The following is a 13,577-nucleotide window of genomic DNA, read 5'->3' as shown; positions in this document are numbered from 1 at the left end:
CACTGATGTCACCGGTTAGCAAACCGCTAAATATTTTTACTGCTATTAAGCCAAAATCTTTGCAACCACACCGGCGCCAACAGTACGGCCACCTTCACGGATCGCAAAACGTAAACCTTCTTCCATCGCGATTGGAGCAATGAGTTTTACGGTAATCGTGACGTTATCACCAGGCATAACCATTTCTTTGTCTTTTGGCAACTCGATTGAACCAGTTACGTCCGTTGTACGGAAGTAGAACTGTGGACGATAGTTGTTAAAGAATGGAGTATGACGACCACCTTCGTCTTTACCCAAGATGTAAACCTCGGCTGTAAAGTGAGTGTGTGGGGTGATTGAACCTGGTTTAGCCAATACTTGGCCGCGCTCAACTTCTTCACGTTTTGTACCGCGTAACAAGATACCAACGTTATCGCCTGCTTGACCTTGGTCGAGCAATTTGCGGAACATTTCAACACCAGTACAAGTTGTCTTGAGTGTTGGCTTGATACCAATAATTTCAATCTCTTCACCAACTTTAACGATACCGCGCTCGATACGGCCTGTAACAACAGTACCGCGACCGGAGATAGAGAACACGTCCTCTACTGGCATCAAGAACGCACCGTCAACAGCACGCTCTGGAGTTGGGATGTATGAGTCAAGCGCTTCAGCCAACTTCATGATGGCTTCTTTACCCAATGGGCCTTCGTCGCCTTCAAGAGCTAACTTAGCAGAGCCTTGAACGATTGGTGTGTCATCGCCTGGGAAGTCGTACTTAGATAGAAGCTCACGAACTTCCATTTCTACGAGTTCTAACAACTCAGCGTCATCAACCATGTCGCACTTGTTCAAGAAAACGATGATGTATGGAACACCAACTTGGCGTGCCAAGAGGATGTGCTCGCGAGTTTGTGGCATTGGGCCGTCAGCTGCAGAGCAAACCAAAATAGCGCCGTCCATCTGAGCAGCACCAGTAATCATGTTCTTAACGTAGTCAGCATGTCCTGGGCAATCCACGTGTGCGTAGTGACGATTTGCAGTCTCATACTCAACGTGTGCTGTATTAATAGTAATACCGCGTGCTTTTTCTTCTGGAGCAGCATCGATCTGATCGTATGCTTTTGCTTCGCCACCGAATGCTTTTGAAAGCACGGTTGCAATAGCTGCTGTCAATGTGGTTTTACCATGGTCAACGTGACCGATTGTGCCAACGTTTACGTGCGGTTTTGTCCGCTCAAACTTTTCTTTTGCCATTTTTTTGTCTGCCTTCTTAGCTAGTCAATATTCAAAATAATGTGGATAAATTACTTCGCTTTAGCAGCCATAACTGCTTCAGCAACGTTCTTAGGTGCTTCGGAATAATGCTTAAATTCCATGGTGTAGGTAGCGCGACCTTGGGTCAACGAGCGCAAGCCAGTTGAGTAACCAAACATCTCTGCCAATGGCACTTCAGCGCGAACGATCTTACCGCCCCCTGGAATGTCATCCATACCTTGCAAAATACCGCGACGTGATGAGAGGTCACCCATTACGTTACCCATGAAATCTTCTGGTGTTTCAACTTCAACAGCCATCATTGGTTCTAGCAACACTGGTGATGCTTTGCGCATACCGTCTTTGAATGCCATCGAGCCCGCCATCTTAAATGCGTTTTCGTTGGAGTCAACGTCATGGTATGAACCGAAGAACAATGTTGCTTTGATATCTACAACTGGATAGCCAGCCAAAATACCGGAGTTCAATGTTTCGATAATTCCTTTTTCTACCGCAGGAATGTATTCACGTGGAACTACACCACCCTTAATAGCGTCAACAAATTCAAAACCTTTGCCTGGTGCCTGTGGCTCTAACTTCAAGACCACGTGACCGTATTGACCACGACCACCAGACTGCTTAACGAATTTACCTTCAATCTCTTCGCAAACTTTACGAATCGTTTCACGGTAAGCAACTTGTGGCTTACCAACAGTTGCTTCAACGCTAAATTCACGCTTCATACGATCAACCAAAATTTCCAAGTGCAGCTCGCCCATACCGGAAATAATCGTTTGACCAGACTCTTCGTCTGTCTTCACGCGGAAAGAAGGATCTTCTTGTGCCAAGCGATTCAAAGCAAGGCCCATTTTTTCTTGGTCTGCTTTTGTCTTTGGCTCAACTGCTTGAGAGATTACAGGCTCTGGGAATACCATGCGCTCTAAAATAACGATGCTATCTGGATCACACAATGTTTCGCCAGTAGTTGCGTCTTTCAGACCAACTGCAGCTGCGATATCGCCAGCGAATACTTCTTTAATTTCTTCACGTTCATTTGCATGCATCTGCAACAAACGTCCAACACGCTCTTTCTTACCCTTAATTGGGTTGTAGATTGTGTCACCAGATTTCATGACGCCTGAGTAAACACGGAAGAAGATGAGCTGGCCAACGAATGGGTCAGTCATGATCTTAAATGCTAAGGCTGAAAATTTCGCGCTATCAGAAGCTTCACGTGTTGTTGGTGTGCCGTCTTCCAATTCACATGGAACTGGTGGAACGTCTAATGGTGAAGGCAACAATTCAACAACTGCATCCAACATCGCCTGAACGCCTTTGTTTTTGAAAGCTGTTCCGCACAACATTGGAACGATTTCATTAGCAATAGTACGTTGACGTAATGCGCCTTTGATTTCTTCTTCGGTCAAGCCTTCGCCGCCGAGATACTTTTCCATCAACTCTTCTGAACTCTCTGCAGCAGCTTCGAGCATTTTCTCGCGCCACTCTTCTGCAGATGCTTGCAATTCAGCAGGGATATCTGCGTATGTAAACTTAGTACCTTGTGACTCTTCGTCCCAATAGATGGCCTTCATTTTTACCAAGTCCACAACGCCTTTAAAGTTTTCTTCAGCGCCGATTGGGATTTGGATCAAGATAGGATTAGCTTTGAGGCGCATCTTCATTTGGTCATAGACCTTGAAGAAGTTCGCACCAGTGCGGTCCATCTTGTTTACGAATGCTAAACGTGGAACCTGGTACTTGTTAGCTTGACGCCAAACAGTTTCAGATTGTGGCTGTACACCACCTACCGCACAGTAAACCATGCAAGCGCCATCCAAAACGCGCATTGAACGCTCAACTTCAATTGTGAAGTCTACGTGTCCTGGGGTATCAATAATATTGATGCGGTGCTCTGGGAAATTACCAGCCATGCCCTTCCAGAACGTTGTAGTAGCAGCAGAAGTAATCGTGATACCACGCTCTTGCTCTTGCTCCATCCAGTCCATGGTTGCAGCGCCATCATGCACTTCACCGATTTTGTGATTAACACCGGTGTAGAACAAAACGCGTTCTGTTGTTGTTGTCTTGCCTGCGTCAATGTGCGCAGAAATACCGATATTGCGGTATTTGTCGATAGGGGTTTTACGTGCCACTGTTGGTACCTTTTCTTTGCTGTGCGATTAGAAGCGGAAATGTGAGAAAGCTTTGTTAGCTTCTGCCATACGGTGAACTTCTTCACGCTTCTTCATTGCTCCGCCGCGACCTTCTGCAGCTTCTAATAATTCGTTGGCCAAACGTTGGGCCATCGATTTTTCACCGCGCTTTTTAGCGGCTTCGCGCACCCAGCGCATTGCCAAAGCAGAACGGCGTGATGGGCGAACTTCAACAGGAACCTGGTAGTTAGCGCCACCAACACGACGGCTCTTCACCTCAACCATTGGCTTAACGTTGCCCATAGCTGTTGAGAAAACTTCGAGTGGTTCTTTGTTTGCTTTTTTCTCGATATGATCAAAGGCACCGTAAACGATACGCTCTGCAACCGATTTCTTGCCGTCCAACATGAGGACGTTCATGAATTTTGCTACTTCTACATTGCCGAATTTTGGATCAGGCAGGATTTCCCGTTTGGGAACTTCACGACGACGTGGCATAACTACTCCTTCAGTTCAGTTAGGGGTGGCCCAAATGGATCACCCGCTCCGGCCGTCCTACTATCTGGAGAAATCTCGAGACGGAACGGCCACTTACTTGTCTTTAAAGTCTGACAAACGAAGACTTACTGCAAATACTTTAAGTTGCTATTAAGCAGCTTTCTTAGCGCGCTTAGCACCGTACTTGGAACGTGACTGCTTACGGTCTTTAACACCTTGCAAGTCAAGTGAGCCACGAACGATGTGGTAACGAACACCTGGCAAATCCTTTACACGACCACCACGGATCAACACTACTGAGTGTTCCTGGAGGTTATGGCCTTCACCACCAATGTATGAAATCACTTCAAAACCATTGGTTAAGCGAACTTTTGCTACTTTACGTAGCGCAGAGTTAGGCTTTTTAGGAGTGGTTGTGTACACACGTGTACAAACACCACGGCGCTGCGGGCTGTTTTGCAGCGCAGGGCTCTTGCTTTTAACGGTCAGCCGAGTTCTTGGCTTACGTAATAATTGATTAATTGTTGGCATAAAATAGCTCGGTTAGTACTTCTTTGTTGCTTTCTTCAAGAAAATCAATGACTTAGAGAAATCCTAGGTCAAAACGACCCTCTTCTGAATCAGTAGAACTCAGCATTCTAGCCTGGCCAGCCCTTTCCGTCAACCTCGAGGGAAAAAACTGGCCATTTCTGGCCAGGAATACCAAATTAGCTTGGATCAGCCTCCCCAGCAGGAGCAATCACTTCAGCCTCTATTTCTACAGGCATATCAGCCATTGCTTCCTCTTCGGCGGCAATCATTTGAGCGCGATCACGCTCGAATTGCTCTCTGACCTTGCGTGCACGGCGGTAAGACAAGCCAGTACCAGCAGGGATCAGGCGACCAATAATGACGTTTTCCTTGAGGCCACGGAGTGTATCTGTCTTGCCCATAATCGCGGCTTCGGTCAATACACGGGTGGTTTCTTGGAAAGAAGCCGCTGAAATGAAGCTGTCTGTCGACAAGGATGCTTTAGTAATACCAAGCAACACATTCTCGAACTGAGCTGGGCGCTTACCTTGAGCAATCACGGCATCGTTTGCGTCATACAACTTAGAACGCTCAACTTGCTCACCAGTGATGTAGGCAGTATCGCCACCATCAGTAATTTGCACACGACGCAACATTTGACGCACGATTACTTCAATGTGCTTGTCGTTAATCTTCACGCCCTGCAAACGGTAAACGTCTTGAACTTCGTCCACGATGTAGATCGCCAACTCTTCAATGCCTCTGAGCGTCAAGATGTCATGCGGATCGGCAGGGCCTTCCACAATCATCTCGCCCTTGTTCACAACTTGGCCGTCATGAACGAGAACTTGCTTCTCTTTAGGAATTAAGAATTCGTTGGCTTCGCCATCCATATCAGTAATAACTAAACGTTGCTTACCTTTGGTTTCTTTACCGAAGGAAACTGTTCCAGTTACTTTAGCTAATACAGCAGCATCTTTTGGTGAACGTGCTTCGAACAATTCAGCAACGCGTGGCAAACCACCGGTAATATCACGCGTCTTCTGTGATTCGATTGGAATACGTGCCAACACTTCACCAACTTCAACTTTTTGACCATCTTTAACAGTGATCAAAGCGCCAACCTGCAAACCAATGTTTACTGGATGATCTGTACCCGCAATCATCACTTCGCCGCCCTTATCATCAACTAAGTTGATCATTGGACGAACGCCTTTGCTAGCAGCACTGCGACGCTTCCCGTCAATTACCACCAAAGTGGAGAGACCGGTTACTTCGTCAACCTGCTTAGCCACAGTAACGCCTTCTTCAACGTTATCAAAGCGAGCAATACCAGCGTACTCAGAGATGATTGGACGTGTTAACGGATCCCATGTCGCCAAGCTTGCGCCGGCCTTCACTGCAGCATCCTCTTTGAACAATAGAGTTGCACCGTAAGGTACCTTATGGCGCTCACGTTCACGGCCGTTATCGTCAATGATCACAGCTTCGCCTGAACGTGAAATCACGATCTGCTCGCCCTTCGCATTCTTCACAACACGCATCGTTCCAGAGAACTTCAAAGCACCGTTAGACTTCGCTTCAATATTGCTTGCAACCAATGCACGTGACGCTGCACCACCGATGTGGAAAGTACGCATTGTCAACTGTGTGCCCGGCTCACCGATGGACTGAGCAGCAATAACACCAACTGCCTCACCAACGTTGACCAAACCACCGCGACCTAAATCACGTCCGTAGCACTTAGCGCACAAGCCAAAGCGAGTTAAGCATGACAATACTGTACGAACTTTAACTTCGTCGATACCCAAAGCAACGATTTGATCTACATGATCTTCATCGAGCAATGTGTCGTTAGGAACGATCACTTCTTGCGTGTCTGGATGAACGATGTCACCGATACATACACGACCCAAAATACGATCTCGCAATGCTTCGATAATTTCGCCGCCCTCTACGAGTGCCTTCATTGTTACGCCAGAAGTTGCGCCGCAATCTTCTTCAATAACCACGAGGTCTTGAGTTACGTCGCATAAACGACGTGTCAAGTAACCAGAGTTCGCTGTCTTCAACGCTGTATCAGCCAGACCTTTACGAGCACCATGGGTTGAGATGAAGTACTGCAATACGTTCAAACCTTCACGGAAGTTCGCAGTAATTGGGGTTTCAATAATGGAGCCATCAGGCTTCGCCATCAAACCACGCATACCGGCTAACTGACGAATCTGCGCTGCAGATCCACGCGCACCAGAATCCGCCATCATGTAGATAGAGTTGAAAGATTCTTGACGCACAGTTTTACCGTTACGGTCGAGCACGTCAACGTGTGACAGCTCATCCATCATTGCCTTACCAACTTGGTCACCAGCAGCACCCCAAATATCAACTACGTTGTTATAACGCTCTTGATTGGTTACGAGACCTGACATGAACTGCTTGTCATATTCCTTAACCTTGGTAGAAGCTTCAGTGATGATGCGCTCTTTAGAAGTTGGAATCAGCATATCGTCGATCGCAACCGAGATACCGGCGTTAGTCGCCAAGCGGAAACCAGACTGCAAGAGGCGGTCAGCAAAAATAACCGTTTCACGAAGACCGCACTTACGGAATGAAGTGTTGATCAAACGTGAGATTTCTTTTTTCTTCAGAGGCTTATTGATTTCCTCAAAAGACATGCCTTTAGGCAAAATTTCTGACAAGATGGCACGGCCAACTGAAGTCTGATAGATCTTGGTCTTTTCAGCAAAACGGGCTTCGCCCTCTGCCTTCTTGTCCACAATCTCAAACTCAGTAATACGTACAGCAACGCGGGAAGCCAATTCAACCTGGCCAGCCTCGTATGCACGAATTACCTCAGTGATGTTAGCGAAGACCATGCCTTCGCCTTTACCGTTAATCTTGTCACGAGTTGCGTAGTACAGACCCAACACCACGTCCTGTGAAGGAACGATGGATGGCTCGCCGTTAGCTGGGAACAATACGTTGTTCGAAGCCAACATCAATGTACGCGCTTCCATTTGCGCTTCGAGCGACAAAGGAACGTGAACCGCCATTTGGTCGCCGTCAAAGTCAGCGTTAAATGCCGCGCAGACTAATGGGTGCAATTGGATCGCCTTACCTTCAATCAGCATTGGCTCGAAAGCCTGGATACCGAGACGGTGCAATGTAGGCGCACGGTTCAACATGATTGGATGTTCACGAATCACTTCTTCGAGAATATCCCAAACGATTGGAGTCTGACTTTCAACTTCTTTCTTCGCAGCCTTAATCGTGGTTGCAATTCCCAAAGTCTCAAGCTTGTTGAAAATAAATGGCTTGAACAATTCCAAGGCCATCAATTTTGGCAAGCCGCACTGATGCAATTTCAATGTCGGACCAACCACGATGACTGAACGACCTGAGTAGTCAACACGTTTACCCAACAAGTTTTGACGGAAACGACCGCTCTTACCTTTAATCATCTCAGCCAAGGACTTCAACGGACGCTTGTTAGCGCCAGTCATGGCCTTACCGCGACGACCGTTATCGAGCAATGAGTCAACCGCTTCTTGCAACATACGTTTTTCGTTGCGAACGATGATCTCTGGTGCGCGCAACTCTAACAAACGCTTGAGACGGTTGTTACGGTTAATCACGCGACGATAGAGGTCGTTCAAATCGGAAGTAGCAAAGCGACCGCCATCCAATGGCACTAATGGGCGCAATTCAGGTGGCAATACTGGCAATACTTCCATGATCATCCAGTCAGGCTTAATACCTGAAGTCTGGAACGCCTCGAGCACTTTTAAGCGCTTAGCGTATTTCTTGATCTTGGCATCGCTACCAGTGGCTTTTAAGTCAGCACGAATAGTCTCAACTTCACGATCGATATCAATCGAACGCAAGAGATCACGAATACCTTCAGCGCCCATGATGGCAGTAAATGCACCGTCACCATACTCTTCAGTCTTAGCAATGTACTCGTCCTCAGACATGATCTGACCGCGCTTCATTGCGCCCTCAGGAGTCATGCCAGGATCAACAACTACATATGCTTCAAAGTAAAGAACGCGCTCGATATCACGCAATGTCATATCGAGAACCATACCCAAGCGGGACGGCAATGACTTCAAGAACCAGATGTGCGCTACAGGGGCTGCCAACTCAATGTGGCCCATGCGCTCACGACGTACCTTAGCCAGCGTAACTTCAACGCCGCACTTCTCACAGATAACGCCACGGAACTTTAAACGCTTGTACTTACCGCATAAGCACTCGTAGTCTTTGGTTGGTCCAAAAATCTTGGCGCAGAACAAACCATCACGCTCGGGCTTAAAAGTCCGGTAGTTAATAGTTTCTGGCTTGCGCACTTCACCAAAAGACCATGAGCGAATTTTCTCAGGGGATGCAAGACCAATCTTGATGACATCAAACTGCTCATCACCCTGCGTTTGCTTAAATAAATCGAGCAATGCTTTCATATCAGTTGCGCTCCATGTCAATGTCAATACCCAACGAACGGATTTCTTTTACCAGTACGTTGAAGGATTCGGGCATGCCAGCATCAATTGTGTGCTCGCCCTTGACGATGTTTTCGTAAACCTTGGTACGGCCTGCGACGTCATCGGACTTCACTGTCAGCATTTCCTGCAAGACATATGAAGCGCCGTATGCTTCGAGGGCCCAAACTTCCATCTCACCAAAGCGCTGACCACCAAACTGAGCTTTACCGCCCAGTGGCTGTTGCGTTACTAAGGAGTAAGGTCCGGTTGAACGTGCGTGCATCTTGTCATCAACCAAATGGTGGAGTTTCAAGACGTGCATTACGCCAACAGTTACAGGACGCTCAAACTGATCTCCAGTACGGCCGTCGCACAAAATCATTTGCTGACGTGAAGGCGTCATCTTCAAGGAAGTAGCCACTTCCTGTGGATATGCCAACTCGAGCATGCGTCCGATTTCAGCTTCGGTTGCACCGTCAAACACTGGAGTTGCAAATGGCAAGCCTTGGCGTAAATTCTCAGCCAAAACGGTGATCTGCTCATCAGTGAAGTTGTCGATATCTTCGATACGACCGGTTTCGTTGTAAAGCTGCTTCATGAACTTACGGAGTTCAGCTTGTTTAGCTTGTTGACGAACCATCTCATCAATACGCTTACCAATACCTTGAGCTGCCCAACCTAAGTGGGTTTCCAGGATCTGACCTACGTTCATACGGGAAGGAACACCCAATGGGTTCAAGACGATGTCAACAGGGCGTCCGTCAGCCATAAATGGCATGTCTTCAGCTGGGGCGATTTTAGAAACCACACCTTTGTTACCGTGACGACCGGCCATCTTGTCACCTGGCTGCAAGCGACGCTTAACAGCCAAGTACACCTTAACCATCTTCGTTACGCCAGGCTGCAAATCATCGCCTTGGGTAAGCTTGGTGCGCTTCTCTTCAAAAGCCTCATCAAATTGCTTACGCTTCGCTTCGATAGAAGATTTGATTGCCTCAACTTGTGTGGCAACCTCATCATCCGCTGGACGAACATCAAACCAATGGTATTTGTCTAAGTCAGCAAGGTATTCCTTGTCGATCTTGGTGCCTTTAGCTAATTTCTTAGGGCCGCCGTTAGCAACTTTGCCAATCAACAGCTTTTCTAAACGCATGAAGGCATCGCCTTCAACAATACGCAACTGGTCGTTTAAGTCCAAACGATAGCGCTGTAATTCTTCTTGAATGATTGACTGTGCACGTGCATCGCGCTCAATGCCTTCACGGGTGAAGACTTGAACATCAATAACAGTACCAATCATTCCAGATGGAACGCGCAAAGAAGTATCTTTAACGTCAGATGCTTTTTCACCGAAGATCGCACGCAGTAACTTCTCTTCTGGAGTGAGAGTAGTCTCACCCTTCGGAGTAACTTTACCAACCAATACGTCACCAGCTTCAACTTCAGCACCGATGTAAACAATACCGCTCTCATCCAAACGGGAGAGTTGTGACTCAGCCAAGTTGGAGATATCGCGTGTAATTTCTTCTGAACCAAGCTTGGTATCACGGGCAACAACCGACAGCTCTTCAATATGAATAGAGGTGTAACGGTCGTCAGCAACAACTTTCTCAGAAATCAAGATTGAATCTTCGAAGTTGTAACCGTTCCATGGCATAAATGCCACAGTCATGTTTTGACCCAAAGCCAACTCACCTAAGTCGGTAGATGCACCGTCAGCAACTACGTCGCCACGGGCTACACGATCACCAGCCTGAACGATTGGACGTTGGTTGATGTTGGTGTTTTGGTTTGAACGGGTGTACTTGATGAGGTTATAAATATCCACACCAACTTCACCAGCCGCTGTTTCGTCATCGTTTACACGAATAACGACACGGTTTGCGTCAACATAGTCAACGATACCGCCACGGGAGGCCAAAATAACTGTACCTGAGTCAACCGCAACAATGCGCTCTAAACCGGTACCAACCAATGGCTTATCTGGACGCAAGCAAGGAACCGCTTGACGTTGCATATTCGCACCCATCAACGCACGGTTCGCATCGTCATGCTCCAAGAATGGAACCAGTGAAGCAGCAGCAGAAACGATCTGGCTCGGAGCAACGTCGATGAAATCGATGCGCTCTGGGCTAACCATCATGGTCTCACCAGCTTGACGCGCCGAAACCAACTCATCGGCTAACTTACCGCTCTTGTCGATCGTTGCGTTTGCCTGAGCAATCACGTACTTCGCTTCTTCAATCGCAGAGAGATAAACAACTTCATCGCTTACTTTGCTATTGGAAACTTTACGATATGGAGTCTCTAAGAAACCATGCTCATTCAAACGCGCAAACAACGCGAGTGAATTGATCAGACCAATGTTTGGTCCTTCTGGAGTTTCAATTGGGCAAACACGTCCGTAGTGGGTTGGATGCACGTCACGCACTTCGAAACCTGCACGCTCACGTGTCAAACCACCAGGTCCCAATGCAGAAATACGACGCTTGTGCGTGATCTCTGACAATGGGTTTGTTTGGTCCATAAACTGGGACAACTGTGAAGATCCAAAGAACTCACGAATTGCTGAAGAGATTGGCTTGCTGTTAATCAAATCATGCGGCATGAGGTTTTCTGTTTCAGCTTGACCGAGACGTTCTTTAACCGCACGCTCAACACGTGACAAACCTGCACGGAATTGATTCTCAGCCAACTCACCTACGCAACGCACGCGACGATTACCTAGGTGATCGATGTCATCGACTTCGCCTTTACCGTTACGCAAGTCAACCAAGGACTTAATGGTGTCGAGAATATCTTCGTCCGACAAAACCATTTTGCCTTCCATCTCTGAACGACCGAGACGGCTGTTAACTTTCATACGGCCAACGCGTGATAAATCGTAACTATCTTCGTTGTAGAACAAGCGCTGGAACAAGGCTTCAACAGCATCTTCTGTTGGAGGCTCACCAGGACGCATCATGCGATAGATGGCGATACGAGCAGCCATTTGATCAGCAGTTTCATCAGTACGCAATGTCTGTGAAATGTACGCACCAGAATCCAAATCATTGGTGTAGATGGTTTCCAATTGCTTGATGCCTGCATCGCGCAATGTAGCCAACAACTCTTCAGTGATTTCATCATTAGCGTAAGCCAAGATTTCACCAGAGTCTGGATCGATGATGTTGCGTGCAACTACGCGGCCAACTAAGTAGTCATCTGGAACAACGATGTTTTTAGTCTTAGCGGCTTCGAGTTCACGAATATGTTTTGCGTTGATACGCTTGTCTTTTTGAATGACAACAACGCCATTCTTATCAAGCACATCAAAACTTGCTAACTGACCACGCAAACGCTCTGGAACAAATTCCATAGAGGCGCCATTTGCGCTCAATGAGAAATGATCAAAGTTAAAGAAGTTTGCAAGAATCTGTTCGTTGTTTAAACCAATTGCTTTGAGCAAAATGGTGACAGGCATCTTACGACGACGGTCAACGCGGAAATACAGAATATCTTTTGGATCAAACTCGAAATCGAGCCATGAACCACGGTAAGGAATGATGCGTGCTGAGAACAGCAACTTACCTGAGCTATGTGTCTTGCCCTTGTCGTGCTCAAAGAACACGCCTGGTGAACGGTGCAACTGAGAAACGATCACGCGCTCAGTACCGTTGATCACGAAAGAGCCGTTATCGGTCATGAGTGGAATTTCACCCATGTAGACTTCGCTCTCTTTTACCTCTTTAACCTTAGTTGGTGCTTCGCGATCATAAATAATCAAGCGAACTTTTGCACGTAAGGCTGAGTGGTATGTGTAACCACGTTGTTGACATTCTTTAACGTCAAACGGTGGTTGTGACAACTGGTATGACACGTATTCCATACGTGCGTAGCCATTGTTGGACACAATTGGGAATGCTGATGTAAAGGCAGCTTGAAGTCCCTCTGTGAGACGAGACATTGCTGGCTTTTCAGCCTGTAAAAATTTAGCATAGGATTCCAGCTGCGTTGCGATCAGGTATGGAACCTGATGATTATTTACTCGCTTAGCAAAGCTTTTACGGACTCGCTTGCGTTCGGTGAAGCTGTAGTTCATTTCATCTCCGAATTCAGCGACTGTACAAAGATTTGGCGATTGGCCACTACCAATCACTGGCGGACAACACTAAATCGAAAGATCTAGTGTCCGACCAAACTTGCATTCTGCAGTCGTATCAGAAGGCAAACCCGATTTCAATCAGAAATGAAATCGGGTTTGACCACTAATGGTCAAACCCAACAGGGCTAGCACCCCTTTTTGAGGGGCGCTAACTGAGTTTGTATTACTTAAGTTCTGCTTTAGCGCCAGCTTCTTCAAGCTTCTTCTTAGCTTCTTCAGCTGTCTTCTTATCAACAGCTTCTTTGATTGGCTTTGGTGCGCCATCAACTAAGTCTTTAGCTTCTTTCAAGCCAAGGCCAGTGATTTCGCGAACAGCCTTAATTACTGAAACTTTATTTGCACCAGCTTCGAGCAAGTTAACAGTGAATTCTGTTTGCTCTTCACCAGCAGCAGCTGCGCCACCACCAGCAGGACCAGCAACAGCCATCGCTGCTGCTGAAACGCCAAACTTCTCTTCGAACGCCTTAACCAAGTCGTTCAAATCCATTACGGACATGCTACCTACTGCATCAATGATTTCTTCTTTGGTAATCGCCATTTTTAGCTCCTAATACT

The 13,577-nt window shown here is 47.1% G+C and carries 7 protein-coding genes; all 7 read right to left on the bottom strand.

Translation table 11 applies throughout. The features are described from left to right. Positions 1-45: 45 nt before the first annotated feature. Positions 46-1,236 carry an elongation factor Tu gene (gene tuf, locus AOC19_RS00260; protein WP_215302340.1) on the bottom strand — a complete coding sequence of 397 codons (1,191 nt, stop codon included), beginning with the start codon at positions 1,234-1,236 and terminating at the stop codon, positions 46-48. A 50-nt stretch (positions 1,237-1,286) separates the two neighbouring features. After that, positions 1,287-3,389: an elongation factor G gene (gene fusA / locus AOC19_RS00255; RefSeq protein ID WP_215376434.1), complete on the bottom strand. Its 2,103-nt coding sequence runs from the start codon at positions 3,387-3,389 to the stop codon at positions 1,287-1,289. Positions 3,390-3,416: 27 nt separating this feature from the next. Beyond that, on the bottom strand, positions 3,417-3,887 hold the full coding sequence (gene rpsG, locus AOC19_RS00250) for a 30S ribosomal protein S7 (RefSeq protein WP_015420229.1): 471 nt from the start codon (positions 3,885-3,887) through the stop codon (positions 3,417-3,419). Positions 3,888-4,037: 150 nt separating this feature from the next. After that, the gene (rpsL, locus tag AOC19_RS00245) at positions 4,038-4,418 is read right to left on the bottom strand and encodes a 30S ribosomal protein S12 (protein ID WP_041484791.1); all 381 of its coding nucleotides are present in this window, start codon (positions 4,416-4,418) and stop codon (positions 4,038-4,040) included. Positions 4,419-4,594: 176 nt separating this feature from the next. Then, positions 4,595-8,857 carry a DNA-directed RNA polymerase subunit beta' gene (gene rpoC / locus AOC19_RS00240; RefSeq protein ID WP_215376432.1) on the bottom strand — a complete coding sequence of 1,421 codons (4,263 nt, stop codon included), beginning with the start codon at positions 8,855-8,857 and terminating at the stop codon, positions 4,595-4,597. A gap of 1 nt (position 8,858) precedes the next feature. Then, on the bottom strand, positions 8,859-12,959 hold the full coding sequence (gene rpoB, locus AOC19_RS00235) for a DNA-directed RNA polymerase subunit beta (protein WP_215376429.1): 4,101 nt from the start codon (positions 12,957-12,959) through the stop codon (positions 8,859-8,861). Positions 12,960-13,185: 226 nt separating this feature from the next. Continuing rightward, positions 13,186-13,560, bottom strand: a complete 375-nt coding sequence (gene rplL / locus AOC19_RS00230) for a 50S ribosomal protein L7/L12 (RefSeq protein ID WP_114654227.1) — start codon at positions 13,558-13,560, stop codon at positions 13,186-13,188. Positions 13,561-13,577 lie beyond the last annotated feature (17 nt).

The organism is Polynucleobacter asymbioticus, from assembly GCF_018687575.1.
Taxonomy (GTDB): domain Bacteria; phylum Pseudomonadota; class Gammaproteobacteria; order Burkholderiales; family Burkholderiaceae; genus Polynucleobacter; species Polynucleobacter asymbioticus_C.
This window is presented reverse-complemented; position numbering and strand designations above follow the sequence as displayed.

What these genes read in the sequence shown, in the direction of transcription:
- tuf (WP_215302340.1), bottom strand. Translation starts at nt 1,236, where the DNA reads ATGGCAAAAGAAAAGTTTGAGCGGACAAAACCGCACGTAAACGTTGGC.
- rpsG (WP_015420229.1), bottom strand. Translation starts at nt 3,887, where the DNA reads ATGCCACGTCGTCGTGAAGTTCCCAAACGGGAAATCCTGCCTGATCCA.
- rpsL (WP_041484791.1), bottom strand. Translation starts at nt 4,418, where the DNA reads ATGCCAACAATTAATCAATTATTACGTAAGCCAAGAACTCGGCTGACC.
- rpoC (WP_215376432.1), bottom strand. Translation starts at nt 8,857, where the DNA reads ATGAAAGCATTGCTCGATTTATTTAAGCAAACGCAGGGTGATGAGCAG.
- rpoB (WP_215376429.1), bottom strand. Translation starts at nt 12,959, where the DNA reads ATGAACTACAGCTTCACCGAACGCAAGCGAGTCCGTAAAAGCTTTGCT.
- rplL (WP_114654227.1), bottom strand. Translation starts at nt 13,560, where the DNA reads ATGGCGATTACCAAAGAAGAAATCATTGATGCAGTAGGTAGCATGTCC.